The 25,063-nt window shown below is 63.1% G+C and carries 30 protein-coding genes; 20 read left to right on the top strand and 10 right to left on the bottom strand.

The genetic code is table 11. The annotated features are described in order from the left end of the window. Window positions 1-1,437: an AMP nucleosidase gene (locus KIH45_RS12345; protein ID WP_213176305.1), complete on the bottom strand. Its 1,437-nt coding sequence runs from the start codon at window positions 1,435-1,437 to the stop codon at window positions 1-3. Between the two features lie 161 nt (window positions 1,438-1,598). On the opposite strand from KIH45_RS12345, the gene KIH45_RS12340 reads away from it, so the two are divergent. The 3 genes from KIH45_RS12340 (at window position 1,599) to KIH45_RS12330 (ending at window position 3,792) form a co-directional block, all read left to right on the top strand. Continuing rightward, window positions 1,599-1,976, top strand: a complete 378-nt coding sequence (locus tag KIH45_RS12340) for a hypothetical protein (RefSeq protein WP_213176304.1) — start codon at window positions 1,599-1,601, stop codon at window positions 1,974-1,976. Between the two features lie 59 nt (window positions 1,977-2,035). Beyond that, window positions 2,036-3,124: a transporter family protein gene (locus KIH45_RS12335; RefSeq protein WP_213176303.1), complete on the top strand. Its 1,089-nt coding sequence runs from the start codon at window positions 2,036-2,038 to the stop codon at window positions 3,122-3,124. Window positions 3,125-3,201: 77 nt separating this feature from the next. Beyond that, complete coding sequence (locus tag KIH45_RS12330) at window positions 3,202-3,792, top strand: TetR/AcrR family transcriptional regulator (protein ID WP_213176302.1); 591 nt, start codon at window positions 3,202-3,204, stop codon at window positions 3,790-3,792. A gap of 96 nt (window positions 3,793-3,888) precedes the next feature. Here KIH45_RS12330 and rplI read toward each other — a convergent pair whose 3' ends face one another. Genes rplI through rpsF form a run of 3 tightly spaced genes read right to left on the bottom strand, consistent with a single transcriptional unit; the run spans window position 3,889 to window position 5,095 of the window. Next, the gene (gene rplI, locus KIH45_RS12325; protein WP_213176301.1) at window positions 3,889-4,503 is read right to left on the bottom strand and encodes a 50S ribosomal protein L9; all 615 of its coding nucleotides are present in this window, start codon (window positions 4,501-4,503) and stop codon (window positions 3,889-3,891) included. A gap of 11 nt (window positions 4,504-4,514) precedes the next feature. Then, the gene (gene rpsR, locus KIH45_RS12320) at window positions 4,515-4,739 is read right to left on the bottom strand and encodes a 30S ribosomal protein S18 (protein WP_066761017.1); all 225 of its coding nucleotides are present in this window, start codon (window positions 4,737-4,739) and stop codon (window positions 4,515-4,517) included. Then, on the bottom strand, window positions 4,739-5,095 hold the full coding sequence (gene rpsF / locus KIH45_RS12315; protein WP_066761015.1) for a 30S ribosomal protein S6: 357 nt from the start codon (window positions 5,093-5,095) through the stop codon (window positions 4,739-4,741). Before rpsF ends, rpsR begins: the two co-directional genes overlap by 1 nt. A gap of 226 nt (window positions 5,096-5,321) precedes the next feature. On the opposite strand from rpsF, the gene KIH45_RS12310 reads away from it, so the two are divergent. Then, window positions 5,322-6,620, top strand: coding sequence for a DUF418 domain-containing protein (locus KIH45_RS12310; protein ID WP_213176300.1), 1,299 nt, complete (start codon window positions 5,322-5,324; stop codon window positions 6,618-6,620). Between the two features lie 59 nt (window positions 6,621-6,679). Here KIH45_RS12310 and KIH45_RS12305 read toward each other — a convergent pair whose 3' ends face one another. Beyond that, window positions 6,680-7,420 carry an SDR family NAD(P)-dependent oxidoreductase gene (locus tag KIH45_RS12305; protein WP_213176299.1) on the bottom strand — a complete coding sequence of 247 codons (741 nt, stop codon included), beginning with the start codon at window positions 7,418-7,420 and terminating at the stop codon, window positions 6,680-6,682. Window positions 7,421-7,666: 246 nt separating this feature from the next. Between KIH45_RS12305 and KIH45_RS12300 the strand changes: the two genes are divergently transcribed. From KIH45_RS12300 to KIH45_RS12290, 3 genes are all read left to right on the top strand, one after another. After that, entirely contained in the window at window positions 7,667-8,182 is a 516-nt protein-coding gene (locus tag KIH45_RS12300) for a GNAT family N-acetyltransferase (RefSeq protein ID WP_225899884.1), read from the top strand. Between the two features lie 190 nt (window positions 8,183-8,372). Beyond that, window positions 8,373-8,894, top strand: coding sequence for a GNAT family N-acetyltransferase (locus KIH45_RS12295; protein ID WP_213176298.1), 522 nt, complete (start codon window positions 8,373-8,375; stop codon window positions 8,892-8,894). A gap of 180 nt (window positions 8,895-9,074) precedes the next feature. Next, window positions 9,075-9,509, top strand: a complete 435-nt coding sequence (locus KIH45_RS12290) for a hypothetical protein (protein ID WP_213176297.1) — start codon at window positions 9,075-9,077, stop codon at window positions 9,507-9,509. 64 nt (window positions 9,510-9,573) lie between these two features. Here the strand turns inward: KIH45_RS12290 and KIH45_RS12285 are convergent, their stop codons facing one another. After that, the gene (locus tag KIH45_RS12285) at window positions 9,574-11,016 is read right to left on the bottom strand and encodes a glutamate ligase domain-containing protein (protein WP_213176296.1); all 1,443 of its coding nucleotides are present in this window, start codon (window positions 11,014-11,016) and stop codon (window positions 9,574-9,576) included. A 66-nt stretch (window positions 11,017-11,082) separates the two neighbouring features. Between KIH45_RS12285 and KIH45_RS12280 the strand changes: the two genes are divergently transcribed. The 6 genes from KIH45_RS12280 to KIH45_RS12255 are packed head-to-tail and all read left to right on the top strand — an operon-like array spanning window position 11,083 to window position 15,314. Next, on the top strand, window positions 11,083-11,916 hold the full coding sequence (locus tag KIH45_RS12280) for an LD-carboxypeptidase (RefSeq protein ID WP_213176295.1): 834 nt from the start codon (window positions 11,083-11,085) through the stop codon (window positions 11,914-11,916). Window positions 11,917-11,941: 25 nt separating this feature from the next. Then, window positions 11,942-12,472, top strand: coding sequence for a VOC family protein (locus KIH45_RS12275; protein WP_213176294.1), 531 nt, complete (start codon window positions 11,942-11,944; stop codon window positions 12,470-12,472). Between the two features lie 57 nt (window positions 12,473-12,529). Next, window positions 12,530-13,465 carry an ACP S-malonyltransferase gene (fabD, locus tag KIH45_RS12270; RefSeq protein WP_213176293.1) on the top strand — a complete coding sequence of 312 codons (936 nt, stop codon included), beginning with the start codon at window positions 12,530-12,532 and terminating at the stop codon, window positions 13,463-13,465. Continuing rightward, complete coding sequence (locus KIH45_RS12265) at window positions 13,465-14,064, top strand: hypothetical protein (protein ID WP_213176292.1); 600 nt, start codon at window positions 13,465-13,467, stop codon at window positions 14,062-14,064. Before fabD ends, KIH45_RS12265 begins: the two co-directional genes overlap by 1 nt. Window positions 14,065-14,069: 5 nt before the next feature. Further along, entirely contained in the window at window positions 14,070-14,819 is a 750-nt protein-coding gene (gene fabG / locus KIH45_RS12260; RefSeq protein ID WP_213176479.1) for a 3-oxoacyl-[acyl-carrier-protein] reductase, read from the top strand. 21 nt (window positions 14,820-14,840) lie between these two features. After that, entirely contained in the window at window positions 14,841-15,314 is a 474-nt protein-coding gene (locus KIH45_RS12255; protein ID WP_213176291.1) for a GNAT family N-acetyltransferase, read from the top strand. A gap of 3 nt (window positions 15,315-15,317) precedes the next feature. Here KIH45_RS12255 and KIH45_RS12250 read toward each other — a convergent pair whose 3' ends face one another. Further along, window positions 15,318-15,845: a hypothetical protein gene (locus tag KIH45_RS12250; RefSeq protein ID WP_213176290.1), complete on the bottom strand. Its 528-nt coding sequence runs from the start codon at window positions 15,843-15,845 to the stop codon at window positions 15,318-15,320. Between the two features lie 274 nt (window positions 15,846-16,119). Between KIH45_RS12250 and dnaN the strand changes: the two genes are divergently transcribed. From dnaN to KIH45_RS12230, 4 genes are all read left to right on the top strand, one after another. Then, window positions 16,120-17,256 (top strand): DNA polymerase III subunit beta, encoded by a 1,137-nt coding sequence (gene dnaN, locus KIH45_RS12245; RefSeq protein WP_213176289.1) that lies wholly within the window; start codon window positions 16,120-16,122, stop codon window positions 17,254-17,256. A gap of 66 nt (window positions 17,257-17,322) precedes the next feature. After that, window positions 17,323-18,183, top strand: coding sequence for an archaetidylserine decarboxylase (gene asd / locus KIH45_RS12240; protein WP_213176288.1), 861 nt, complete (start codon window positions 17,323-17,325; stop codon window positions 18,181-18,183). 18 nt (window positions 18,184-18,201) lie between these two features. Then, complete coding sequence (locus KIH45_RS12235) at window positions 18,202-19,104, top strand: histone deacetylase family protein (protein ID WP_213176287.1); 903 nt, start codon at window positions 18,202-18,204, stop codon at window positions 19,102-19,104. Between the two features lie 128 nt (window positions 19,105-19,232). After that, complete coding sequence (locus tag KIH45_RS12230) at window positions 19,233-19,619, top strand: hypothetical protein (protein ID WP_213176286.1); 387 nt, start codon at window positions 19,233-19,235, stop codon at window positions 19,617-19,619. Window positions 19,620-19,723: 104 nt separating this feature from the next. Here KIH45_RS12230 and KIH45_RS12225 read toward each other — a convergent pair whose 3' ends face one another. Beyond that, window positions 19,724-21,043: an FAD-dependent oxidoreductase gene (locus tag KIH45_RS12225; RefSeq protein ID WP_213176285.1), complete on the bottom strand. Its 1,320-nt coding sequence runs from the start codon at window positions 21,041-21,043 to the stop codon at window positions 19,724-19,726. A 77-nt stretch (window positions 21,044-21,120) separates the two neighbouring features. Beyond that, complete coding sequence (locus KIH45_RS12220) at window positions 21,121-21,936, bottom strand: alpha/beta fold hydrolase (RefSeq protein WP_213176284.1); 816 nt, start codon at window positions 21,934-21,936, stop codon at window positions 21,121-21,123. Between the two features lie 127 nt (window positions 21,937-22,063). Here KIH45_RS12220 and lepA point away from each other — a divergent pair, with 127 nt between their 5' ends. The 3 genes from lepA (at window position 22,064) to KIH45_RS12205 (ending at window position 24,702) form a co-directional block, all read left to right on the top strand. After that, window positions 22,064-23,881, top strand: a complete 1,818-nt coding sequence (gene lepA, locus KIH45_RS12215) for a translation elongation factor 4 (protein ID WP_213176283.1) — start codon at window positions 22,064-22,066, stop codon at window positions 23,879-23,881. Window positions 23,882-23,895: 14 nt separating this feature from the next. Then, window positions 23,896-24,444, top strand: coding sequence for a pseudouridine synthase (locus tag KIH45_RS12210; RefSeq protein WP_213176282.1), 549 nt, complete (start codon window positions 23,896-23,898; stop codon window positions 24,442-24,444). A 69-nt stretch (window positions 24,445-24,513) separates the two neighbouring features. Continuing rightward, window positions 24,514-24,702, top strand: coding sequence for a YgaP family membrane protein (locus tag KIH45_RS12205; protein WP_213176281.1), 189 nt, complete (start codon window positions 24,514-24,516; stop codon window positions 24,700-24,702). Between the two features lie 4 nt (window positions 24,703-24,706). Here the strand turns inward: KIH45_RS12205 and KIH45_RS12200 are convergent, their stop codons facing one another. Continuing rightward, window positions 24,707-25,060, bottom strand: a complete 354-nt coding sequence (locus KIH45_RS12200) for a YbaN family protein (RefSeq protein ID WP_213176280.1) — start codon at window positions 25,058-25,060, stop codon at window positions 24,707-24,709. Window positions 25,061-25,063 lie beyond the last annotated feature (3 nt).

The raw sequence follows: 25,063 nt of genomic DNA, 5'->3' as shown, positions 1-25,063 counted from the left end.
CTAGCGGAACGGCGGCTCATTAAAGGCGCGCAGCTTGCGGCTGTGCAGCCGGTCGCCTTCCGCCTTCAGCAATTCGCACGACCGGATGCCGATCTGAAGGTGGCTGGCAATCGCTTCCTCGTAGAAGCGGTTGGCCTGTCCGGGCAGCTTCAGCTCGCCATGGATCGGCTTGTCCGACACGCAAAGCAGCGTCCCGTAAGGCACGCGGAAGCGATAGCCTTGCGCAGCGATCGTCGCGCTTTCCATGTCGATCCCGACCGCGCGTGACAGCGACAGGCGGTGGCCGGTGTTGGTCACCTGCAGTTCCCAGTTGCGGTCGTCGGTCGTCACAACGGTGCCGGTACGCATCCGCTTTTTAAGGTCCGCACCTGCCGTGCCGCTGATCTCCTCAGCCGCACGGGCCAGCGCCTGCTGAACCTCTGCAATGGCGGGAAGCGGGATTTCGGGCGGCAGGACCGCATCCAGCACGTGATCGTCGCGCAAGTAGGCGTGAGCCAGAACGTAGTCGCCGATCTTCTGGCTGGGGCGCAGGCCGCCGCAGTGGCCGATCATCAGCCACGCTTCTGGGCGAAGCACGGCGAGGTGATCGGTGATCGTCTTGGCGTTCGACGGGCCGACGCCGATGTTGACCAGCGTAATGCCCCCGCGGTTCGGCGCAACGAGGTGATAGGCCGGCATCTGGTGCCGACGCCACGCCGTGTCGGACAGCCGGGCCCGCGCGTTCTGCGTTTTTTCGGTCAGCATCAGCCCGCCAGCACCCGCCAGCGCGGAAAAGCCACCTTCGCCAAGCTGCTCACCGGCCCAGTCCACGAACTCGTCGACATAGCGGTGGTAGTTGGTGAACAGGATGAAGCGCTGGAAATGGTCGGGGTTGGTGCCGGTATAGTGTTCCAGCCGCGCAAGGCTGAAATCGGTGCGCAGCGCGTCGAACAGCGACATGGGCATGGGCCCACTGCCGCCGATGTCGATGCCGTCGGCCAGTTCATCACCGATCAGCGACAGTTCGGTCGCCGGGAAGTGGCGCGCCAGTTCCAGCGGGCTGACCCCGGCAAGAACCGCGCCGGCTTCTCCGTCCACGACGTAGGGGAAGGGGATTTCCTGCCGCGAAGGGCCGACCTCGATCTCGACGTCGTAGTCGGCCATGATCAGGCTGAGCTGTTCCGACAGGTATTCGTTGAACAGGCGCGGGCGCGTGACGGTGGTGGCATAAAGGCCGGGCCGCGTCAGGCGGGCGAAGGCGCGCGTCACGCTGGCGCCGACGTCGGCTTCGCGAAATTTCAGGCGCAGTTCGGGATAGGCATATGACCCGTCGGTACGGCGGCTTCCGGCCGGCTTCGTGCCGTCGGTGGCAAAGGCCAAGAGGTCTGCGCGAAGAGTGGCACGGGCCTCGTCATAGATGCGGGTGATTTCGGAAAGGATTTCTTCTGTTGTTTTCATGGACAGGAGTTAGCGCCTGCCAGGTTACAATTCAAAGGCCCGATGCAATTTTCACGGCCCAGCGTGTCCGGTCGGTTACGCTTCGCACTTCGGACAATTGTCGTAGGGCCTGTTTTTCCCGCTTGGCGGCGCGGGACATCGGCGCTAGCGGAGCGGCCGGCATGCGACGTTTCTTCCGCCTCTCGCGCCCCGGTGCCTGGGTCTGGCTGCTTCTGGCAGCAGCGCTCTTCATGCGCGCGGTCATGCCGCAAGGCTACATGGCCGAGGCGAAAGGCGGCGTGCTGATCGTCGACATCTGCAACAGCGACGCGACGTGGACCATCGAACTGCCGCCCAAGAAGGGTGAGGTGAAGGAGCACGAAAAGCCGTCGCCCTGCGCCTTTGCCGGTTTCGCCGCCGCTGCCACGACGCCCGACATGCCAATGCTGCCCCAGGTGCTTCCGGCCCGCGCGGTTCAGCCGACGCTGGCGGCCAAGGCGCTTGCCCTGCGGCCGGCCCACACGCTGCCCCCGTCCACGGGGCCACCTTCCATCGCCTGATTTCCCGTTCGGGCCGCTCTGGCCCGGCTTCAACGATTTCAGATTGATGGACTTTATAGATGAAAACCGTACTTGCGGGCGGCGCATTCGCGCTGCTTCTGATCCTTGCCGCGCAGCCTGCGCTGGCAGAGACGACTGACGATGCCAACGAGATCCGCGTCGAGACTGCCCTGCTGCATCCGTCGGCAGGCCTGATGAACGATCATATGCACGACGGGGACGAGGTCATGGTCGGCCTTCGCCTCGAACGTCGTCGCTATTCGGGGCAGAACGTCAGCGGGACCGACAAGATCGACGATGCCGACGTGCTTGCCGCCGGATACTCCGTGCGCGCCCAGTCCATGGAAATGGACATGGTCATGCTCGACCTGATGTATGCGCCCAATGATGATGTGACGTTGATGGTGATGCCGCACTACATGTGGCACCGAATGACGATGGTCGGCATCAACCCGATGGCGGGCGGCATGGACATGTCAGGCGATAGCATGGCGGGCCATTCTTCGATGCTGGGCTACGGCGAGACGCATTCGCACGGGGCCGAAGGCTTTGGCGATACGCTCGTCTCTGCCTCTTACCGGCTGGCGAAAGGCAGGGCGCTATGGGCCCATGCCACGTTGGGCGTCTGGGTGCCGACGGGTTCGGACGACCTCACCAATCCTGATGGCACTTTCGTCCACTATGGCATGCAGCCGGGCAGCGGGACTTGGGACATAGAACCTGCGGTCACCGTCTCCGGCTCTGTCGGTCCGGTCGGCTGGGGCGGACAGGCATCGTACAAGTGGCGTAGCGAAAAGCGGAACGACGTCGGCTTCTCCTTCGGTGACAAGCTGCAGACGAGCGCATGGGCAAGCTATCGCCTGACCGGCCGCCTCGGCACGACGGCGCGCGTCGAATATGTCCACGAAGGGGCGATCCAAGGTGAATATAACGGTCCGCACAAGACCGCTTCGCCGTCCGACGGACGAGGCAACTACGGCGGCGACACGGTGTCGCTGGGATTGGGCACCAACTGGTTCCTGCCGATCTCTGCAGCCAACCATCCGCAGCTTTCGGTCGAGTTTGCCTTGCCGATCCATCAAGACCTGAACGGTATCCAAATGCCTCAGGACTGGCGCGTTTCGATTGGACTTAGCCAGACATTCTAGGATTTTGCGCCCGGCAGTTGCGAAAGGCTGTCGGGCGCGTATCCTGCCAAAAAACATCGGGTCGCACGGGAGAACCGATGATGCCAATCGTGGTGGATAAGGAAGAACGCCGCGCTGAAGTCGAGGCCGTCGCTTTCGACATCGTCGCCGAACGCGGGATCGGCGCCGTTACGACAAGAGAGGTGGCCAAGGCCTGCGGGTGCAGCACTTCGATCGTGTCTCACTATTTTGAGAGCAAGGAAGAACTGCTCTTCAACATCTATCGCCGCGCGAACATGCTGGCGCGCGAACGGCTGCTTTCCATCGCCGGGACTGATGCGCCGCTGGTAGAATGCTTCTGCCAGATTCTCCCCATGGACGATCTCTCCCGCCGGATGTGGCAGGTATGGCTGGCCTTCTGGGCGCAGGCGCATCTCGATCCGCGCTATGCCGAGGAACGCCGCCGGTCGGCAGAGGACGGGCTGGCCGTCCATCGTGTCGTTATCGCCTCGCGCTATCGTGAGCCGCCGACTTCGGCGCAACTGACACTGAACGCCCGCTGTCTGATCGCGGCAGTGACCGGTATCGCTATGGAAGCGTGTTTCGCGCCAGAGGACTGGACGCCCGCGCGGATGCGGGCGGTGCTGGCCGCGCAGTTCAAGGCTATCGGGCTTCCCGAAGACGCCTGACGTAGCGGGCGAGCCCTGTATGACAGGCAAAGAAAAAGGCGCGGCAGGTAATCCCGCCGCGCCCTTTTTTCATGCCTTGTCGGCGTGAAGAAGCTCTCAGGCTTCCTCTTCGCCTTCGGCTTCGGTCGCCTCTGCGTCGTCCGTGGCGATTTCGCCCGGTTCAGCATTGGGATCGAATGCTTCGGTGAAGCCGCCCTTGTCCTGCGATTCTTCTTCGAACATCGCAGCGAGGACGTCGACGCCTTCGCTCTGCAGTTCGGCTTCGTCGTCCGAACGGGCAACGTTTGCCTTGATCGTGACGCGAACTTCCGGGTGCAGCGCGACGGTGACGTCGAACATGCCGATGGTCTTGATGGGCGAGCCCATGATGACCTGCTTCTTGTCGACGTCGAAGCCCTTGTCGGCCAGAGCCAGGGTGACGTCACGAACGTTGACCGAACCGTAGAGCTGGCCGGCGTTCGAAGCGGCGCGGATCAGGACGATCTCGGTGCCGTCGATCTTTTCGCCAGCGGCTTCGGCGTCGGTGCGACGCTCTGCGTTTTCCTTCTCGAGGCGGTCGCGGTTGGCTTCGAAGACCTTCTTGTTGGCTTCGTTCGCGCGCAGGGCCTTCTTCTCGGGGAGAAGATAGTTGCGTGCGTAGCCGTCCTTCACGGTGACGACGTCACCGATCGAGCCGAGCTTCTCGATGCGTTCGAGCAGAATGATATCCATGGATCCGCTCCTTACTTAACGACGTAGGGCAGCAGGCCAATCTGGCGTGCGCGCTTGATCGCCTTCGACAGCTCGCGCTGCTTCTTGGCGGAGACGGCGGTGATGCGCGAAGGAACGATCTTGCCACGCTCGGACATGAAGCCCTGGAGCAGACGGACGTCCTTGTAGTCGATTGCCGGAGCGTTCTTGGCAGAGAACGGGCACGACTTGCGGCGACGGAAAAACGGACGGGCCATTAGCGATCTCCCCGACGGCCGCGGCGTTCGCGGTCATTCTTGCGCATCATAACCGAGGGGCCTTCCTCGTGCTCTTCAACGCGGACGGTCATGTAACGGATGACGTCTTCGTTGATGCGCGTCTGGCGCTCGAGCTCTGCAACGACGCCGGCGGGGGCATCGATGTTGAGCATCACGAAGTGAGCCTTGCGGTTACGGTCGATCTTGTAGGCGAGGTTCTTGAGGCCCCAGGTCTCCATCTTGGTGACCTTGCCTTCGTTTGCCTCGACGATTTCGGTTGCGGTGTTCGCAAGCGCGTCAACCTGAGCCTGGCTCAGGTCCTGGCGCGCCAGGAACACATGCTCGTAAAGCGGCATGCGTAGCGTCCTTGTACTTACTGCCGATCGGCTGACCTTTGCACCGGATGTGCAAGGCCCCTCCGGCCTTCTGCTTTCCCGTACCGGACAGGCAGGGAAGCGCGCCCCTTACAGCGTCTGTCCGCAAATGCAAGGCCAAAGGGCGTGAAACCGCGCCTGTTTGACCGGCGCACCGGCGGGCCTAATGTCCTGTCCGACGACGAGTCGCAACCATTCGCATTGGGGGATGCGTATGACCAGTGCCGTGCCGACAGACGTGATGGACGTGGCTGCTACGCCCGACGAACCGGCGCCTGCGGGGCGCATCCAATCGCTGGATCTTGTCCGCGGGTTCGCGGTGCTGGGCATTCTGGCGGCGAACATGGTCGCCTTTGCCTTGCCGGGCAGCGCCCACCGCGTGCCGACCATGATCGAGGACACCTTTGCCGAAAAGCTGTTCTGGCTGATCAATCTGTTGCTGGTCGACGGCAAGATGCGCGGTCTGTTCACCGTTCTGTTCGGGGCGGGCGTGGTGCTGTTCCTCGAACATGCGCGGGCCAAGGGAGGGAAGGGCTGGTGGCTCCAATACCGGCGGCTCTTCTGGCTTTGGGTCTTCGGGTCGCTCCATTTCGTGCTGTTCTTCGAGGGGGACATCTTGCTCGACTATGCCGTCGTCGGCGCGTTTCTGGTGCCGATCTTGCTGATCCGGCGCATTCCGAACTGGGGACTGGTCGCGCTGGCCGCGGCGCTGCTGATCTGGGACGGATGGGCCGTCACGACTTATTTCGACCGCAATCACCAGAAGGAACTGGCGGTCTCTACCGGAACCGCCGACGTGCAGACCGCGCACGACTATGCCGACTGGCGCGAGGAATTCGAGAGCGAAACGCGCGAAGCGCTGGAATTCGATCGCGGCGCGAACTTCATTGAGATGGCGCAGGACCGGCACAAGTACGATACGCCGATCAGCCGCACGACGTTCGTCATCATGGCCTATGGCGCAGGCTATCTTGGCCTGATGCTGATCGGTGCGGCGCTTTACAGGGCAGGCTTTTTCACGGGCAACTGGAACGCCCGCAAAGTCACGCTTTGGTCAGGCGTGGGTATCGCGTTCTCGCTCGTGGTGGCGCTGGGGTTGGGGCTGACCATCTGGCAAAGCGACTTTGCGCCCGCGACGACCTATTTCTACACTTATGCATGGTCGCCGCAGTACCGCCTGCCGATGGTGCTGGGCATGGCGGGCCTGCTGGTGGTGGTGACGCCTAAGCTGGGGCCGACATGGTTGGGCGAGAGGTTGTCTGCCGCCGGGCGCATGGCGTTCACGAACTACATCGCGATGTCGGTGATCTTCCCGGGGTTGTTCCACGGCTGGGGCTTCGGCCTCATCGCGCAAGTCCCGCGCTGGGGCATCTGGCTTTTCGTCTTTGCCGGATGGGCGTTGATGCTCGGCTGGTCGAAGCCCTGGCTCGAACGCTACCGCTTCGGCCCGCTGGAGTGGCTGTGGCGGTGTCTGACGTACTGGAAGCTGTTCGCCTTCAGGCGTTGAGGTCGTGCTGTCGGGACGGACGCAGCCATCCGATCCTGGCGCCTGAACCCTGACGGGCCCTAAGAGCTCCACCCACCGTCGATATTGTAGGTCGATCCGGTGACGAAGGCGGCGTCTTCCGAGGCCAAGTAGGCGACGAGGCTCGCCACCTCATCCGAGGTTCCATGCCGGGGAATGGCCAGCGGTCCGCGATTGGCAGCGGCATTGGGGCCATCTGCGGGATTGCGTTCCGTATCGATTGGTCCGGGTTGTACAAGGTTGGCGGTGATGCCGCGCTCACCCAGATCGCGGGCCAGACCGCGTGTCATCCCGCCAAGCGCTGCCTTGCTGGCAGCGTACAACGTTCCCCCGTAACTCGGCATCCGATCCGCGACGATGCTGCCGATGGTGATGATGCGTCCACCTTCCTGCATCAGTGCCGCAGCCTTCTTCGACGCGACAAACGGCGCCCTGACGTTCAGGGCGAATGTGCGGTCGAACGCATCTTCGGCATAATCATCCAGCGGGCCCACGATCGCCACGCCGGCAACGTTCACCAAAATGTCCAGCCGGCCGAAATGTTCGGCAACCTTGTCGATCGCTTCACTAAGAGCGCGCTGATCACTGACGTCTGCCTGGGCAAGAAAGACCTTCGTTCCCTGGCTTTGCAGTTCTTTCCCAAAGTCTTCCGCTTCCTGGGAGCGGCTGAGATAAACTATCGCGACCGATGCACCATCAGCGGCCATCCTGCGGCTGACGGCCGCGCCGATGCCGCGCGATCCGCCGATTACCAACGCTACTTTATCACTCAGCGATCGCATATTACCTCCTGAACCCGCTCTTCGGGTCTTTTCGCCGAGGCTGAAGACGAAAGGTCTTTTGCCGCTGCGTTGTCAGACCTTTGCTAGTTACTGCCAGCTCCATTTCAACTGTTGCACTTCACGCAACCGCGTTTTCAAAATGGGCAATCATGCGCTTGCGACAGATCAATTCGCAGATGCAGCAAGGCGCTTATTCTCCTTTCCATGGCCGGCGAGGGTTCCGGCGCAAGGATCAGGAGAAAGCCGATGAACGTGATGGCCGCCCAGCGAACCGTCCTTACCCGCGATGCCGTGCAGCTTACCGTTCGCCCGGTCGAGCCGCGTGACGAAGCGCTTCTGGAAGACTTTTTCGAGAACGTGCGCGAAAGCGATCGCCGCTTCCGTTTCCTTAGCGCGCAGGCGCATATCGGGCATGACCAGATCGCCCCGCTGGTCGAGGTTGACCACTGGCAGACCGAGAACTTCCTTGCTTTCGACACCGGCAATGGCGCGCTTGTCGCGACGGCCATGCTGGCCTGTGATGCGCGGATGGACGTGGGGGAGATCGCCGTATCGGTCCGTTCCGACTATCGCGGACGGGGCGTGGGCTGGGCCATGCTGGACGTACTCGGCAAGGCGGCGCAGGAACGTGGATTGAAGCAGGTCATCGCCATCGAGGACCGTGACAACCACGCCGCGATCGAGCTTGAGCGCGAGAAGGGTTTCGAACCGCGGCCCTTCGCCGGTGACAATTCGCTGGTTGTCCTGACGCGGACTTTCTGAAGCATTGCAACAAGTTGCGGGGTGGGTGGCGATGCTGCCTGCCCCTGCTGCTTTTAGCCGTTTGCATTTTATGCAAGAGGCAACTGCCAATTAGCATGTGCTGCAACGCAACAATTCTCTTCGCAAACGCAGCATAATCACTATCTGCCCCGCCATGGCCGGCACATGTTCCGGCGACGAAACATGGAGAATGGCAGTGAACGTGATTACTTCCGACCTTACCGTGTCGACGCGCGACGATGTTCAGCTTTCAGTTCGCCCCGTCGAATCCGGCGACGTGGAGATGCTGGTCGATTTTTTCCGCAGCGTCAGCGTTGATGACCGCCGCTTCCGCTTTCTGAGCGCGCAGGCCCACGTCGGGCTCAATCAGTTGGCCCCCCTGATCGAAGTCGATCACTGGCAGTCTGAAAACTTCCTGGCCTTCGACGCCGATACCGGCGCGCTTGTCGCCACCGCGATGCTGGCTTGCGATGCCCGCATGGAATTGGGCGAAGTGGCCGTTTCGATCCGCCACGACTACAAGGGCCGCGGTGTGGGCTGGGCGATGCTTGACCTGTTGAGCAAGGCTGCGCAGGATCGCGGGCTGAAGCAGGTCATCGCCATCGAGGATCGCGAAAACCACGCGGCGATCGAACTGGAACGCGAGAAGGGCTTTACCCCGCGCCCCTTCGCGGGTGATCCGGGTCTCGTGGTGCTTACCAAGACCTTCTGAACAGACGAAAAGTCTATCAAATAGACGAAAGGGCGGCCCCTATGGGTCGCCCTTTTTCGTTTCAATCATCGTAAATACATGGAAAGTCCCGTTAAAATAAACTTTCGCCGCAGGGGTTGTGCCGACTCGACTTTGCTTGATCTATTCCCGTTCATCCCAAGTGGATGAAGGGGGAACATCATGAAGCTTATGAAGACTGCCGTCTTGGCGACTGTTACGCTTGGCCTTTCCGTCTCTGCGCATGCGCAAGTAGAGATGAAGGAAGATCCAGGCCGTAGTGCGTACCGCATCCTTTATCTCGAAATCGAAGACGGGAAATGGGACCGTTTCGAAGAGATCGCGAAGATCATGAACGAGATCAGCGTCGAAGCCGGTCAGAAGCCGGCTACGATCATGCACATGAATTCTGGCGACTGGCCGGTCATGGTCATGATCCCGATGGAAGGCGGTATGGCAGAGATGGATTACAGCATCTCTCCGACCGGAGCGGCATGGCGGAACGCCGGCATCAAGAAGCTGGGCTCGAAAGAAGAGCTCGAAGCGCTCGACAAGGAAATGGGCGAACTGATCGCCTCGTCGACGAGCGAACTGGGCCACACGCACGCGCCGAAGTAAGCTTCGGACACGATTTGTGGGGAGCGGGGCGTCCGGTATCCGGGCGCCCCGTTGCTTTTTGGGGCTAGGCCACCCGGTCGAGAATGCCCTTGGCAAAAGTGCTGAGCGTATCGTCGCGCGCGCCCATCACGACGATGCGGTCGCCGGTCTGAGCGATCTCGACAATCCGGTCGCCGCAGCCGTCGCGTGACGGGATGTGTTCGGCTTGTTTTCCGGCCTCGGCGATCCATCCGGCAAGTTCGGTACTGCCGACGCTCTTGTCCACGGTGCCGCCGAAATAGACCGGATCGCACAGGATCACGCGGTCGTCTGCCTCAAGCTCTTCGGCAAAGACTTGCGCCAGTTCGCGGCCCATCTGCTTCAGCGGCCCGAAGCCGTGCGGCTGGAAAAAGGCGATGACGCGGCCTGGATGGCTGCGCAGCGTACGAAGCGTGGCGCGGACCTTATCGGGGTTATGGCCGAAATCGTCGATGACCGCGATGCCCGACGGGCTGATGCCGACAATGTCGAATCGGCGCGCAAGGCCGGTAAAGCTGGCAAGAGCCGCCACCGCATCGCCAACCGCAACCCCCGCGGCGACACAGGCGGCAATCGCGGCCAGCGCGTTCGAAAGGTTGTGACGGCCCGGCACGTTCAGGACGAGCGGATATTCACTGCCATCATGTCGGTCGATCAGCGTCGCAGCCTGCCGTGTCGGGCCGTCGGCGATGGAGCCGGGCACGATGCCGATCTGCGCCTTTTCCTGCTCGATCCCGAAAGTCAGCGCCTGCTTGGCGCGCGGCAGCAGGGCCAGCGCCTCGGCATCGTCGGCATTGACCGCCGCGACATCGGCAGCGGCGAGGAAATCGCCGAAGAGGATGCGCAATTCGTCCATCGACTTGTGATCGAGCGTCACGTTAAGCAGCACCGCGACCGACGGTTGGTAAAGCGCGATGGAGCCGTCGCTTTCGTCCACTTCCGACACGAAGACCTGTCCGCGCCCCGCACGTGCACTGGCGAAAGGGATGTCAGGCGCGACGAAGTTCTTCATCACCGCGCCATTCATGATCGTGGGGTCGGTGCCCGCGCGGTCCATGATCCAGCCGGTCATGCCCGTCACGGTCGACTTCCCGCTCGTCCCGCCAATGGCGATCGAGGTTGGCGCGGCGTTGAACAGAGCCGACAGCAATTCGGCGCGGCTGGCGCGCAGGCAGCCCAGTTCTTTCGCGCGGGCGACTTCGGGGACGGTATCCTCGATCGCGGCGCTGGCGACCAGAACCCGATCGCCACTGGTGATGCCGCTGCCGTCCTGCGGGAACAGTTCGATGCCCTGAGCCTCCAGCCATGCGAATTTCTCCGCGCTGCGCCCCTGGTCGCGACTGCGGTCCGATCCGGCGATCTTCGCTCCGCGCGCGTTCAGGATGCAGGCGAGCGGCAGCATCCCCGACCCGCCGATCCCGCAGAAAAAGAACGGGCGGCCGGTAAGGTCTTGGGGGACGGGGCTTTGCGAAATCGGGGTGTCGGTCATCGCCCCTGTGGCTATTGCCTGTGGTGACGCTTGGCAATCGCGGGTGCGACGGATAGCCACATGCATATGGCCATACGCATCGCCATCTGCGCCCCATCGGCAACGCTGCCACGCGAACTCGTCGCGCCGGTGCGCGAAGTCGCCTCGTGCTTCGAAGGGGTGGATTTGCATTTCCACGAGCAGTGCTTCTACGAGGCAGGCCATTTCGCAGGCACGGACGAACAGCGGCTTGAGGCCCTGCTCGACTGCGCGAACGACCCGACTATCGACGCGGTGTGGTTCGCGCGCGGCGGTTATGGTTCGAACCGCATCTGCGAGGCGGCGCTGGCCTATCTTTCGCGCGATGCGGACAGGAAGGTGTTTCTGGGCTCGTCCGACGGAGGCTACCTGCTCGGTTCGCTCTACAAGGCGGGGATCGGCAGGCCGGTCCATGCGCCCATGCCCCTCGACGTCAAACGCCACCGCGGGACCGAGGCGATCGAGCGGGTTCTCGCCTGGATGAAGGGTGATGCCGATACTCTGGAACCTACGTTGGATCACCGCCCGACGGTGGCCTTCAATCTCACCACGCTCGCCATGCTGGCAGGCACGCGGTTCATGCCGGACCTGCGCGGTCATGTCGTGATGGTCGAGGAAGTGAGCGAATATCTCTACTCGGTGGACCGGCTGTTCTTTCACACGGTCGAAGTGCTGAAGGGCATGGACATTGCAGGGCTGCGGCTTGGCCGCGTGTCCGACGTGCCGGAGAACGACCGCGAATTCGGCGCCGATGCAGAGACTATCGCAAAAGACTGGTGCGCAAGGGCCGGCATCCAGTACCTTGGCCGTGCGGATATAGGGCACGACCACGCGAACCGGATCGTGCCGTTCGGTCACCAGCGCGACTTCGTGCCCGGTTGACGGACCGCGCGAGGAGGAGAGACAGATGCCAGAGGCGCTGCCCGTCAGGCAGATCGCGTATTTCGTGCCCGATGTCCGCAAGGCGGCGACCGAGCATCACACCCTTTACGGATCCGGCCCGTTCTTTGTGGCCGAGAATATCCCGCTGGGCACGGCTACGCACCGCGGCAATCCGGCAACGCTCGACCATACCAGCGCCTATGGCCAGTGGGGTTCGGTGATGGTGGAATTCGTTCAGCAGAACAATGCCGGCCCCTCCGCCTTTCATGACATGTATTCCGAGGGTTCGGGGGAGAGCGGACTGCACCATATCGCGCTTTTCGTGGAATCGATCGAGGACGAGATCGCCCATTACGCCGCAGCCGGATATGAAGTCGCGTTCGACGCGCTGATGGAAGACGGCTTTCGCTTTGCCTTCATCGACACGGTGAAGACCCACGGACACATGATTGAACTTTACGAACCAACCGACTCGCTGCTCGGCTTCTACGGCTTGGTCGCCGACAAGGCGGGCCGGTTCGAAGACGGTCTGCTTATCGACATTTCGCTGGGTTGAGGGCTTGCCCGTGGGCAAAGGCATGCCTAACCCGCCCGGCAACAGGAGACTTGTATCATGAAGGCATTCGTTTTCCCGGGGCAGGGCAGCCAGAAGGTCGGGATGGGCATGGACCTTTCCGCCGCCAGCAGCGCGGCTCGCGAAGTGTTCGAGGAAGTGAACGACGCGCTGGGGCAGGATCTTGCCAAGCTGATGGCCGAAGGGCCCGAAGACCAGCTTACCCTTACCGAAAATGCACAGCCCGCGATCATGGCCAATGCCATGGCGGTCGTGCGTGTGCTGGGCCGCGAATTCAATGTCTCGCTGGGCGAAAAGGGCGATTACGTCGCTGGACACAGCCTTGGCGAATATACCGCGCTTTGTGCCGCGCGCGCGTTCTCTGTCGCCGATACCGCGCGTCTGCTGAAGCTGCGCGGACAGGCGATGCAGGCCGCAGTGCCGGTCGGCGTGGGCGCGATGTGCGCGCTGCTGGGTGCCGACATCGAGAAAGCGACGCAGCTGGCAGAAGCCGCTGCCGAAGGGCAGGTCTGCACCGTTGCCAACGACAACGATCCGACGCAGGTCGTGCTGTCGGGCCATGCCGAGGCGATCGACCGCGCCATCGCGCTGGTGAAGGAGTTTGGCATTAAGCGCGGTGTGAAGCTGCCGGTTTCGGCACCGTTCCACTGCCCGCTGATGCAGCCCGCCGCCGACGCAATGGCAGAGGCGCTGTCCGCCACGCCGCCGAGCGCGCCGATCCTGCCGGTATTTGCCAACGTGACGGCGCAGCCGGTCGCCGACCCTGCCGAAATCCGCCGCCTGCTGGTCGAACAGGTCACGGGCCGCGTCCGCTGGCGCGAAAGCGCGATCGGCATGGGCGCGATTGGTGTGACCCACTTCTACGAACTGGGCGGCAAGGTGCTGGCGCCGATGATCAAGCGTTCCTTCCCCGACGCGGTCGTCACCAGCGTGGTAACGATGGAAGACATTGAGGCGCTGGCTAAGGAACTGTGATGCGCTTTCCGCTCAGCGCCTGTTTCGCCCTGATTGCGGGCGGGGTGGCCATTGCCGCGCCTGCCGCTGCGCAGGAAGCGGACGTGCCGCCGAACATTGCGTGCATGCGCGATGCGACCGATGCTGAGAACGCGGCCTATATCTCGTTCTACACCGATCATTTCGACTATCAGCCGGGAGGGCCGATCCCCGATCCGACCGAGGCGTTGTCGAACGCGCTGGCAAGCCACCTCTACCGTTGTATGGCCGAACTCGACTGGGACGATGCGACGATGTCTGCGGCGTTCGGGGCTCAAACCGGCTATCTGGTCGAGATGGGGATCGTGAATTCCATGCCGGTCTCCACGCCCAGCAGGCTGGAAGTGCAGGAAATGCTGAACCGCATCTCCATGCGCGACCTTCGTATCTTGTCGGGCGAACTGCAGGCCGACGGCGTGGAACGGGCCCAAGCGATGCAAGCCATGACCGGTGGCTTTGTCGTCTCCATGGAAGAAGGCGCCATCGCCACTATCGAAAATTACGCCCCTCCGCTTGCCAAGGCGCGGCTTATCCGCATCGAGGGGCTTCATAGACTGCGTGAAGAAGGAAACGTGGAATGAACAAGATGTTCGACCTCAGCGGTATGACCGCGCTTGTCACCGGGGCCAGCGGCGGCATCGGTTCGTCCATCGCGGTCGCGCTCGCGAAGCAGGGCGCACGCCTCGCGCTTTCGGGCTCAAACGGTGACAAGCTGCGCGCGTTTCGCGAACAGCTGAACGAGGAGATTGGCGGCGATCACGTCGAGATCACCTGCAACCTGTCGGACACGACGCAGGTGGAGGAACTCGTCCCCGCAGCGATCGACACGCTGGGCAGCCTCGATATCCTCGTCAACAATGCGGGCATCACCCGCGATGGCCTCATGATGCGCATGAAGGACGAAGACTGGCAGCAGGTGCTGGACATCAACCTGTCGGCGGCCTTCCGCCTGATGCGCGCCGCGACCCGTCCGATGATGAAGGCCAAGTTCGGCCGCATCGTTTCGATCACCAGCGTCGTGGGCACGACCGGCAATCCCGGCCAGATGAACTACGCCGCGGCCAAGGCGGGTCTTGTCGGCCTGTCGAAGAGCCTTGCGCAGGAACTGGCCAGCCGCAACGTCACCGTGAACTGCGTGGCGCCCGGCTTCATCCGCACGGCGATGACCGACGTCCTGCCTGACGCGCAGAAGGATGCGCTCAACGCACGCATCCCGATGGGCCGCATGGGTGAGGGCGAGGATATCGGTGCGGCCGTTGCTTACCTTTCATCAAAGGAAGCGGGCTACGTCACGGGCCAGACGCTGCACGTCAATGGCGGCATGGCGATGATCTGATCAGGGTAGGGGCCTGCTCGCATGTTCACGATACGCGAAGACGATCTGGGCGGTGAGCAGACCCGCCGCCTGCTGGCGCTGCATCTTGCCGGGATGCAGGCCAATTCCCCGGCAGAGAGCGTATTCGCGCTCGACCTGTCGGGGCTGCAGGACCCGCGCGTGACGGTCTGGTCTGCGTGGGATGGCGACACGATCGCCAGCATCGGCGCGCTGAAGGCGCTTGGCGACGGCACCGGCGAAGTGAAGTCGATGCGGACGGCTCCGGGCTTCGAAAGGCGCGGTGCCGCGGCGCAGCTCCTTGAAACGATCATCGAAGCGGCCAAGGCGCAAGGCATGACGCGACTGAGCCTGGAGACCGGCAGCGGTTCGTCTTTCGAACCGGCGCTTGCCCTTTACCGCAAACGCGGGTTCGAAAGCTGCGGTGCCTTCTCTGACTACGTGGCGAGCGAGTTCAACCAGTTCTTCTGCCTCGAACTCGATCGCGGCGAGGTCTGAGAATTACTCCTCGGCGATCCGCACCATCAGGTGCCGATAGGGCGTGTCCTTCCACATGACATAGACCGGGTCCGCCGGATCGGTCGAAATGCCTTCCAGCATCGCCGCGTCCGGCAGGATGAGCATCATGTGCGGGCCGTCCTTGATCCAGTCGTTGTCTGGTGTCGGTTCGGTTTCTGCCGGGCTTATGTTGCTGACGCCCGGTGCGGTGCCTTCGCCGGCGAGCATGTAGGACACGCCGAAGCCGGTCGGGACGTAGGGCTTGCCCGCCATCAACGCGCCCATCAGTGCTTCCCACTGCGCGTCGTTGCACATGGGACCGGTCATGGCCGACTGCGGGTGGCAGGTGTAACCGTTGGTGCCTTCGCGAATGACGTTGCCGTCACCGTCGACGAAAGTGGCCTTGTCCGTCACTGACGCCGGGGCGGCAGTGCTGGCATTGGCGATCAGGGCCGCCGTGTCCGTGTCCTGCGCCGTCGCACCGATGGGCACGACCGAGACAAGGGCGGCAATTGCGATTGAATGTCGCATGAGTTCCTCCTTTTTCGCTTCAGAAGGATCGTGGGCGCGACCGCGAGGGGTAAGATACGCCTCTTCGCCCGGCCTTTCCACCGGCCTCTCGAGGCGCCTTCCACGCGCCATCGGGCAGGCCAAGTGACTTCTTCCCCGCCTTTTATCCCCAGAATCGACCCGTTCCCCTTTCGTTCGCCTTGTTCGGTCTCACCCATCCGCTAGGAAAGTTTGACCGTATTTCATGCCTGGTCGGTCCTCTCGACACGGTCGGGCAAAAGGGGATCTGATTGAAATGAAGGCGACGATCGAACGGGCAACCCTGCTGCACAGCCTGTCTCACGTGCAGTCGGTGGTGGAACGCCGCAACACGATCCCGATCCTGTCCAACGTCCTGATCGAGGCGAAGGCCGACGGCACCGTCAAAGTGATGGCGACCGACCTCGACCTGCAAGTGGTAGAGGCCATGCCCGCCGCTTCGGTCGAAAGCCCGGGCGCGATCACCGTTTCGGCCCACCTCTTGTTCGACATCGCGCGCAAGCTGCCCGACGGTTCGCAGGTCAGCCTGGAAACCGCGGACAACCGCATGGTCGTGAAGGCCGGGCGCAGCCGCTTCCAGCTTCCCACTCTGCCGCGTGACGACTTCCCCGTTATCGTCGAAGGCGACCTGCCGACCACGTTCGAGGTTCCGGCCCAGACACTGGCGCAGCTCGTCGATCGCACCCGCTTTGCGATCAGCACGGAAGAAACGCGCTATTACCTCAATGGCATCTTCTTCCACGTGGCCGACGATGGCCCGGGCGGCCAGCCGGTTTTGAAGGCAGCGGCCACCGACGGTCACCGCCTTGCGCGCTTCACGATCCCGCGCCCCGACGGCGCAGAGGGGATGCCCGACGTGATCGTGCCGCGCAAATGCGTCGCCGAACTGCGCAAGCTTCTCGAAGAATCGCTCGATTCCAACGTCCAGATCGACCTGTCGGCCAGCAAGATCCGCTTCACGCTGGGCGGAGAGGGCGGCATCGTCCTCACCAGCAAGCTGATCGACGGCACGTTCCCGGATTACAGCCGCGTCATCCCCACCGGTAATGACAAGCTGCTGAAACTTGATCCCAAGTCGTTCTTCGCCGGCGTCGACCGCGTTGCGACCATCGCGACCGAAAAGACCCGCGCCGTGAAGATGGCCGTCGATACGGACCGCGTGACGCTTTCGGTAACGTCGCCCGACAACGGCACCGCGGCCGAGGAAATCGCGGCCGCCTATGGCAGCGAGGGGCTGGAGATTGGCTTCAACGCCAACTACCTCAAGGACATCCTCGCCCAGATCGAAGGTGACAACGTCGAACTGCACCTTGCCGATGCCGGTGCGCCGACGCTGATCCGCCAGAACGATGCGAGCCCGGCTCTCTACGTCCTGATGCCGATGCGGGTCTGACCCGCATTTGCGAGGAGGTTTGCCGTCTCGGGCACTTTCTCGGGTCCAAAGGCGTTATGACGTAACATGCTCGAACGCCTGAAAGTCCTGCCGCAGTACCTGATGCCCAAGCGGCGTCTGACCACGTTCGCCGGCCGCGTCGCCGGTGCGCGGGGCGGCGCGATGACGACGCGGCTGATCGGCTGGTTCGTCGGCAAGTATGGTGTCGACATGGGGGAGGCGGAAAACCCCGACATCGCCAGCTATGCGACGTTCAACGACTTTTTCACGCGCCCCTTGAAGGCCGGTGCGCGGCCCTTGGCATCGGCGGACTTCATCAGCCCGGTCGATGGCGCGATCAGCCAGTTCGGGTCGATCGATGATCACCGGATATTTCAGGCCAAGGGGCACCACTTCACCACCGCAGAACTGCTTGGCGGTGATGAAGACCTGGCGGTCGGCTTTCGCCATGGCAGCTTTGCCAACCTATACCTGTCTCCCAAGGATTATCATCGTCTCCACATGCCATGCGACGGCAGGCTGCTGCGCATGATCTATGTGCCGGGGGCGTTGTTCTCGGTAAATCCGACCACGGCCCGCGGTGTGCCGAACCTCTTCGCCCGCAATGAACGGGTCGTCTGCGTGTTCGATTCGCCGACACATGGGCCGTTCGTCATGGTTCTGGTCGGCGCGACTATCGTGGGCAGCATGGCAACCGTCTGGCACGGAGTGGTCAATCCGACGCGGACCGGCAAAGTCTGCGAATGGACTTACGGCGATCAGGCAATCGAACTGAAACAGGGCGAGGAAATGGGCCGCTTTCGGCTGGGCTCCACGATCGTCATGCTGTTCGGGAAAGACACGATTACGTTCAACGAAGACTGGGCTCCGGAAAGGCCGGTTCGGCTTGGTGAACTGATGGGCAACCGGCTTTCTGCGGCCACTTAGGCAGCCGGCGTCCTGCGAATGCTGCACGTCGTCCATCATCCCGGCTATGCGATCGCGATGAAGAGTGGCGGGACGTTCCCGCACGACAAGTACGCGCTGGTCATGCTGTCTCTTGGCGAAAGCGGTGTGCCGATGACGGTGCATGAGCCGGAGGTCATGCCGAAAGCCTGGTTGGAGGCGGTGCACGATCCGGACTACGTCGAGGAAGTCGTTACCTGCACCGTGCCGCACGCGAAACAGCGTCGGATCGGGTTCGCGATCGATGAGCGTGTTTCCCATAGGTCGCAGCTTTCGCCCGGCGGCACATGGCTTGCGGCCAAACTTGCCCTGAAGCACGGCTTTGCCGCCAACAGCGCAGGCGGAAGCCACCATGCCCTGGCCGACACCGGGGCAGGGTACTGCGTCTTCAACGATCTTGCCGTTGCCGCGAACCGCTTGCTGGCCGAAGGCGATGTTTCGCGCATCCTGATCCTCGACCTCGATGTGCATCAGGGGGACGGAACGGCGGCATTGACGGCGGGACGCAGCGATATTTTCACGCTTTCGCTTCACGCGGAGAAGAATTTCCCGACGCGGAAGGCGCGCTCCTCGCTGGATATCGCACTGCCCGATGCAACGGGCGACGATGCCTATCTGGACGCACTCGGCAAGTCGCTGCGGCAAGCGCTCGACCAGTTTGCGCCGCAGTTGGTGCTGCTGCAGGCGGGCGTCGATGCCCATGTCGATGACAAGCTGGGGCGGCTGGCGCTAAGCGACGGCGGCCTTCAGGCGCGCGATCGCATGGTCGCTACAGAGGCGCGCCGCCGCGGGATTGCGTTGGCAAGCACGCTGGGCGGGGGATACGGAGCCGATCGCATGGCCGTGGCATCGCGTCATGCACGCACGATCCTGACCCTTTCGGAAACGATCGGACAGGCGTGAGGCCACAGATTACATGACGCGAAGGCTCCCTTCATCCTGCAGCAAGCCCGTTTCGTCCATCGCACCGGGCGATGGGTTGGCCTTTGCGCGCCGTGCGCGTTAGGGGCCGCCCAAACGGGAGTATTACTATGATTGCCAAGTACGCATCCATCGCCGCTGCCGCTGCGCTCGGCCTGTCCGCGCTGCCTGCTGCCGCGCAGGACGCCGCGCCCGATCCGGACCTGCGTTGCGCAACCTGGGCGCTTGTCGCCGGTTCGCAGGAGCAGGACGAGGGCCGCAAGCGCGGTCTAGGCTTCATGATGAGCTATTTCATGGGCCGCTACGAAGCGCGTACGGGCGGCAAGGTCGAAACGAAGATCAACCCGCAGACGGTGCAGAGCCTGCTCGGCAACGTCGAGGAAGCGAACAAGACCTGCGCCCCGCAGGCGCAGAGCTTCGGCGCACGTCTGGCCCAGACGATCGACGGCCTTCAGCCGCCGGCACCGGCCAATGCGCAGGCTGGCGAAGGGCGCTGATCAGCCCCGGCGGCTGACGCGGAACTTGCGCCAGCCCTGAATCGCCGCGAGTAATGCGAACGAGATGGGGACGAGCCACGCGGTTCGTCCCCATCCGTTTGTCCTTACTGCGCTGCCCGGATCATCGCTTCGATATCGGCGAATTTCTCACGCGGAGCGCCGTCGCGGGCGGCCGAGGCTTCTGCTTCCTCGATCTTTTTCCAATCGCGGAAAGTGACGATGTCGAGCCCGCGCGCGGCTGCTAGTTCGTCAAAGCCCGGGCGGCCTTTCTTGCTGCCATTCCCCAGCAGGCCCGCCTCCATATCCTCGGCGACCTTCTCGACGATGGCGAAACCGTCGGGCTTGTTGGTGCCGATCGTCCCCGAAGGTCCGCGCCGTGCCCAGCCGACGCAGTAAAGCCCCGTCAGGATGCGGCCTTCGTCGTTGGCGAAGCGGCCAAGGCGTTCATCGAACGGCACGCCGGGAATGTTGGCAGTGTGATAGCCGATGCAGGTGACCACGAGGCCGCAGGGGATCGTGTAGGTCTCACCCGTGCCGACGGCGCGGCCGGTCTTTACTTCGGTCCGCTCGACCTCGATGCCGGTCACCTTGTTTCCGTCGCCAAGGATTGCCTTGGGGCTGGCGAAGAAGTCGAACTCGATCTCGATCGCCTTGTCGGCATGAATGTGTGCAGGGATCGCGGCAAAGCTGCGCAAGTGGTTCACCGACTTGCGCAAGCCCGGCTCCAGCATCGCGTCGTCGCCTTCTGGCGGAAGGTCCGCGTTGTCGACATGCGGGCTGGCGCGGTCGAGCTTCATGAGTTCGGAAAGCTCTTTGGGCGTCATCATGATCTGGTGCGGCCCGCGCCGTCCCAGCAGGACGATGCGCGAGATGTTCGAGCCCTTCAGGATGTCGAGCGCATGGGCGGCGATGTCCGATCCCTCGAACTCGGCCTCGGTCTTGGACAGGATGCGCGACACGTCGAGCGCGACGTTGCCCATACCGATGACAACGGCGGTATCGCTCGAAAGATCGGGGTCCAGATTGCGGAACTGCGGGTGCGAATTGTACCAGCCGACGAAAGCCGCGCTGCCATAGACGCCGGTCTGCTCCTCGCCATCAATGCCCAGTTTCCGGTCATGCGGCGCGCCGGTCGCGACAACGACGGCATCGTAAAGGCCGCGCAGTTCATCGACCGAGATGTCTTTGCCGATCGAGATATTGCCGACGAAGCGGACGTTTTCGGTCAGCGCCGTCTTTTCATAGCGGCCCGACACGGCCTTGATCGTCTGGTGATCGGGGGCAACGCCGGTGCGGATAAGGCCATAGGGGACGGGCAGGCGGTCGAAGACGTCGACGCGCACATCGTCGCCCCAGTGCTTAATGGCGGCCTCCGCCGTGTAATATCCGGCCGGGCCCGAACCGATCACCGCGATGTGGCGCATTGAAGTCCCCCGCAAGCTGCTTGTCTTGTCGGGTCAGGCTATCGAACGGACACGAAAAGGGAAGGGGTGGCTGCGTCTTAGCAGTTCACAAGCGCTTCCTTGCCTTCCAGAAACTCGGCAAGGCGCGGCGCGATGCGGGTAGGGACGGCGAGGGGAAGCAGGTGCCCGCCGGTGCGGACCTCGAACGTTTCGGCCTGCGGGATCAGGCAGGACAGCGCCCGCTGATGCGCAATGGGGACGACGGCGTCCTCGGTCATCCCGGCGAGCAGCACCGGCATTCGCAGGAACGGCAGCATCGGTGCTGCGGTCCAGCTGGCCAGCGCGGCGACCTGGCAACCGACGCCAGCTGGCGTCGGCGTCTTGAAGCGGCGCAGCAGCCCTGCGCTCGCCCCGCCTTCATGCAGAAGCGCGAGGAAGTTTTCCGACAGGATGGCCGGATCGATGTACTCGGTCGGGTCCAGCAGGCGGCGCAGAACCTCGGGGTTTGCGATCGGCAGCGGTAGCCCCGACGTCGTCGCGACAAGGGCAAGCCGTTCCACCTTGCGCGGCGCGGTCACCGCGATCTGCTGAGCCAGCGCGCCGCCCCAAGAGAAGCCGAGGACTGCGAAGGGCCGACCGGGAAATTCGCGCTCCATCATCGCGGCCATGCCGCGGGCCATGCGCTGCATCGTGTAGGGCAGCACCGGATCGGGCGATTTGCCGCAACCGGGCATGTCGGGACAGACGATCGGCCGGTTCGGGAACTGGCGCGACAGGTCTTCCATCAGTTCCGAATTGAAACCGATGCCGTTCAGCATCAGCAGCGGCACTGCGTCGTGCGGGGATCCGGCCCCTTTTCTGCCGATGCGCAGGGTCAGACCCTCGACCGTGGATTTGCGATAGGTGAATGGCATGAGATGATCGCGCTAGCAGGTTCCGGCCCGATGGAACAGCCGACTATTGGTCAGGTGCGCGCATCTTGCGACCGCCAATGCGTGTTCCCTGCTGACACGGGCACAGGCAACCGCTAATGGCGCGCACATGACCGAACTCGCGAACATCCGCAACTTTAGCATCATTGCCCACATCGACCATGGCAAGTCGACGCTGGCCGACCGCCTGATCCAGTTCACCGGCGGCCTGACAGAGCGTGAGATGAGCGCGCAAGTCCTTGATAACATGGATATCGAGAAGGAGCGCGGTATCACCATCAAGGCGCAGACCGTGCGCCTTAATTATACCGCCAAGAACGGCACAACCTATGAGCTGAACCTCATGGACACGCCGGGTCACGTCGACTTCGCCTATGAAGTGTCGCGCAGCCTTGCCGCCTGTGAAGGCGCGCTGCTGGTCGTGGATGCGGCGCAGGGCGTCGAGGCTCAGACGCTGGCCAACGTTTACCAGTCGATCGAGCATGACCACGAGATCGTGCCCGTGATCAACAAGATCGACCTTCCCGCCGCAGAGCCGGAGCGTGTGAAGGAAGAGATCGAGGACATCATCGGCATCGACGCGAGCGATGCGGTGCTGGCCAGCGCGAAGTCGGGCATCGGCATCGAGGAGATCCTCGAACAGATCGTCGAGAAGATCCCGTCGCCCGCCGGTGACCGCGAAGCACCGCTGAAGGCGATGCTGGTCGATTCGTGGTACGATCCCTACCTCGGCGTCGTCATCCTGGTCCGCGTCATGGACGGGGTCATCAAGAAGGGCCTGAACGTCAAGTTCATGCAGGGCGGGACCGAGCACCTGATCGACCGCGTCGGCTGCTTCACGCCCAAGCGCACCGACCTTCCCGAACTGGGGCCAGGCGAGATCGGTTTCATCACGGCGCAGATCAAGGAAGTCGAACAGGCAAAGGTCGGCGACACAATCACGACGGTAAAGAACGGCGCGGCCAAGGCGCTGGCGGGCTACAAGGAAGTCCAGCCAGTCGTGTTCTGCGGCCTCTTCCCGGTCGACGCGAATGACTTCGACAAGCTGCGCGAATCGATCGCCAAGCTGCGTTTGAATGACGCCAGCTTCTCGTTCGAGATGGAATCGAGCGCGGCGCTGGGCTTCGGCTTCCGCTGCGGTTTCCTCGGCCTCTTGCACCTCGAGATCATTCAGGAACGCCTGAGCCGCGAATACGACCTCGACCTTATCACCACGGCGCCGTCGGTCGTCTATCGCATCGACCTTGCCGCCAGCCGTACCGACGAGGCGCGCGAGATCTTCCTGCACAATCCGGCGGACTATCCCGACCAGAACCGCATCAAGGTCATCGAGGAGCCGTGGATCAAGGCGACGATCTACACGCCTGACGAATACCTCGGCTCGATCCTGAAGCTGTGTCAGGACCGTCGCGGCATCCAGGTCGACCTGACGTATGTCGGCGGGCGTGCACAGGTGACTTATGAACTGCCGCTCAACGAAGTGGTCTTCGACTTCTACGACCGTCTGAAATCGATCAGCCGCGGCTATGCCAGCTTCGACTATGAACAGATCGGCCTGCGCGAAGGCGATCTCGTGAAGATGAGCATTCTCGTCAACAACGAGCCGGTCGACGCGCTTTCGATGATCGTCCACCGCGGCGTTGCCGAGGAACGCGGACGCGGCATGTGCGAGCGTCTGAAGGATCTCATCCCACGCCACCTGTTCAAGATCCCGATCCAGGCGGCCATCGGCGGCAAGGTCATCGCGCGCGAGACGATCAGCGCGATGCGCAAGGACGTGACCGCCAAGTGCTACGGCGGCGACATCACGCGCAAGAAGAAGCTTCTCGAAAAGCAGAAGAAGGGCAAGGCCCGTATGCGCGAATACGGCAACGTCTCGATCCCGCAGGAAGCTTTCATCGCTGCGCTGCGCATGGGCGAGGAATAAGGCGGGGCACGCCCGTGTCGCGCCTCATCCTGCTCAACAAGCCATTCGGCGTCCTGTCGCAGTTCAGCGCCGGACGCGATGAAAGCCCGCATCCGACGCTGTCGGAATACGTGAAAGTCCCCGGCGTCTATCCCGCCGGGCGGCTGGACCGTGACAGCGAGGGGCTGCTTTTGCTGACCGACGACGGACGGCTGCAGTCCCGCATCGCCGAACCGCGCCACAAGATGCCCAAGACATACCTTGCGCAGGTAGAGGGCGAGCCGGACGGCGCGGCGATAGCGGCGCTGTGCAAGGGCGTGCGGCTGAAGGATGGAATGACCGCGCCCGCGCGTGCGCGCGTGATCGACCCGCCAGACCTGTGGGACCGCGATCCGCCTATCCGCTTTCGCAAGTCGGTGCCCGATGCCTGGATCGAACTGACGATTACCGAAGGCCGCAACCGCCAGGTTCGTCGCATGACCGCCGCCGTCGGCCACCCGACCTTGCGGCTGGTGCGCTGGAGCATCGGGGACTGGACGGTCGAAGGGCTGGGCCTTGGCGAATGGCGCGAACTGCGGGTTTGATCGGGATCATTTAGCGTCGCCGTCCGAAGTGCGATTGTTGCAGTTCCAGAGGAGAAGGAGTCGGCAACAATGCCTGTCAACGAAGGAAAACTTGATCGCATCCTGCGCGTCGTCGTGGGGCTGTTCGTCATCGCGCTGGTATTCGTGGGGCCGCAGACGTCGTGGGGTTGGCTCGGCCTGATCCCGCTGATTACTGGGCTGGTCGGGTTCTGCCCGCTCTACCGGATCGTGGGCCTCAACACCTGCCCGATGCGTTGAGCACCTAGCTTTCGGGGCGGGACCAGATCCAGCTTCCGCCCACGACCGCTGCCATCAGGGAGATCAGCGGCGCAGGCATCGGCGCGAAGGCGAAGGACAGGATGACGCTGGCGGCAAAGGCGGCCAGTGCGGCGGTCTTGCCGCGGCGGCTGATCGCGCCTTTTTCGCGCCATGCCGTGATGTGCGGGCCGAAGTGTTTGTGTTCGACCAGCCACGCCTCAAGCCGTGGGCTTGACCGGGCAAAGCAAAACGCGGCAAGGATCATGAAGGGCACCGTAGGCAGCAGGGGCAGGACGATGCCGATGCCGCCAAGCGCCAGCGACAGGTAGCCAGCCCCCAGATAGAAATACCGTTTCATGCC

The organism is Croceicoccus gelatinilyticus, assembly GCF_018398395.1.
Lineage (GTDB): Bacteria > Pseudomonadota > Alphaproteobacteria > Sphingomonadales > Sphingomonadaceae > Croceicoccus > Croceicoccus gelatinilyticus.
Note: the sequence above shows the minus strand (reverse complement) of the source record. Positions and strands in the feature narration are given on the sequence as shown.

What these genes read in the sequence shown, in the direction of transcription:
- fabD (WP_213176293.1), top strand. Translation starts at nt 12,530, where the DNA reads ATGAAGGCATTCGTTTTCCCGGGGCAGGGCAGCCAGAAGGTCGGGATG.
- KIH45_RS12230 (WP_213176286.1), top strand. Translation starts at nt 19,233, where the DNA reads ATGATTGCCAAGTACGCATCCATCGCCGCTGCCGCTGCGCTCGGCCTG.
- KIH45_RS12220 (WP_213176284.1), bottom strand. Translation starts at nt 21,936, where the DNA reads ATGCCATTCACCTATCGCAAATCCACGGTCGAGGGTCTGACCCTGCGC.
- KIH45_RS12330 (WP_213176302.1), top strand. Translation starts at nt 3,202, where the DNA reads ATGATGCCAATCGTGGTGGATAAGGAAGAACGCCGCGCTGAAGTCGAG.
- KIH45_RS12335 (WP_213176303.1), top strand. Translation starts at nt 2,036, where the DNA reads ATGAAAACCGTACTTGCGGGCGGCGCATTCGCGCTGCTTCTGATCCTT.
- KIH45_RS12340 (WP_213176304.1), top strand. Translation starts at nt 1,599, where the DNA reads ATGCGACGTTTCTTCCGCCTCTCGCGCCCCGGTGCCTGGGTCTGGCTG.
- KIH45_RS12205 (WP_213176281.1), top strand. Translation starts at nt 24,514, where the DNA reads ATGCCTGTCAACGAAGGAAAACTTGATCGCATCCTGCGCGTCGTCGTG.
- rpsR (WP_066761017.1), bottom strand. Translation starts at nt 4,739, where the DNA reads ATGGCCCGTCCGTTTTTCCGTCGCCGCAAGTCGTGCCCGTTCTCTGCC.
- KIH45_RS12295 (WP_213176298.1), top strand. Translation starts at nt 8,373, where the DNA reads ATGGCAGTGAACGTGATTACTTCCGACCTTACCGTGTCGACGCGCGAC.
- KIH45_RS12235 (WP_213176287.1), top strand. Translation starts at nt 18,202, where the DNA reads ATGCTGCACGTCGTCCATCATCCCGGCTATGCGATCGCGATGAAGAGT.
- KIH45_RS12275 (WP_213176294.1), top strand. Translation starts at nt 11,942, where the DNA reads ATGCCAGAGGCGCTGCCCGTCAGGCAGATCGCGTATTTCGTGCCCGAT.
- rplI (WP_213176301.1), bottom strand. Translation starts at nt 4,503, where the DNA reads ATGGATATCATTCTGCTCGAACGCATCGAGAAGCTCGGCTCGATCGGT.
- KIH45_RS12300 (WP_225899884.1), top strand. Translation starts at nt 7,667, where the DNA reads ATGAACGTGATGGCCGCCCAGCGAACCGTCCTTACCCGCGATGCCGTG.
- KIH45_RS12290 (WP_213176297.1), top strand. Translation starts at nt 9,075, where the DNA reads ATGAAGCTTATGAAGACTGCCGTCTTGGCGACTGTTACGCTTGGCCTT.
- KIH45_RS12250 (WP_213176290.1), bottom strand. Translation starts at nt 15,845, where the DNA reads ATGCGACATTCAATCGCAATTGCCGCCCTTGTCTCGGTCGTGCCCATC.
- rpsF (WP_066761015.1), bottom strand. Translation starts at nt 5,095, where the DNA reads ATGCCGCTTTACGAGCATGTGTTCCTGGCGCGCCAGGACCTGAGCCAG.
- lepA (WP_213176283.1), top strand. Translation starts at nt 22,064, where the DNA reads ATGACCGAACTCGCGAACATCCGCAACTTTAGCATCATTGCCCACATC.
- KIH45_RS12345 (WP_213176305.1), bottom strand. Translation starts at nt 1,437, where the DNA reads ATGAAAACAACAGAAGAAATCCTTTCCGAAATCACCCGCATCTATGAC.
- KIH45_RS12305 (WP_213176299.1), bottom strand. Translation starts at nt 7,420, where the DNA reads ATGCGATCGCTGAGTGATAAAGTAGCGTTGGTAATCGGCGGATCGCGC.
- KIH45_RS12280 (WP_213176295.1), top strand. Translation starts at nt 11,083, where the DNA reads ATGGCCATACGCATCGCCATCTGCGCCCCATCGGCAACGCTGCCACGC.
- KIH45_RS12265 (WP_213176292.1), top strand. Translation starts at nt 13,465, where the DNA reads ATGCGCTTTCCGCTCAGCGCCTGTTTCGCCCTGATTGCGGGCGGGGTG.
- asd (WP_213176288.1), top strand. Translation starts at nt 17,323, where the DNA reads ATGCTCGAACGCCTGAAAGTCCTGCCGCAGTACCTGATGCCCAAGCGG.
- dnaN (WP_213176289.1), top strand. Translation starts at nt 16,120, where the DNA reads ATGAAGGCGACGATCGAACGGGCAACCCTGCTGCACAGCCTGTCTCAC.
- fabG (WP_213176479.1), top strand. Translation starts at nt 14,070, where the DNA reads ATGTTCGACCTCAGCGGTATGACCGCGCTTGTCACCGGGGCCAGCGGC.
- KIH45_RS12285 (WP_213176296.1), bottom strand. Translation starts at nt 11,016, where the DNA reads ATGACCGACACCCCGATTTCGCAAAGCCCCGTCCCCCAAGACCTTACC.
- KIH45_RS12255 (WP_213176291.1), top strand. Translation starts at nt 14,841, where the DNA reads ATGTTCACGATACGCGAAGACGATCTGGGCGGTGAGCAGACCCGCCGC.
- KIH45_RS12310 (WP_213176300.1), top strand. Translation starts at nt 5,322, where the DNA reads ATGCGTATGACCAGTGCCGTGCCGACAGACGTGATGGACGTGGCTGCT.
- KIH45_RS12225 (WP_213176285.1), bottom strand. Translation starts at nt 21,043, where the DNA reads ATGCGCCACATCGCGGTGATCGGTTCGGGCCCGGCCGGATATTACACG.
- KIH45_RS12200 (WP_213176280.1), bottom strand. Translation starts at nt 25,060, where the DNA reads ATGAAACGGTATTTCTATCTGGGGGCTGGCTACCTGTCGCTGGCGCTT.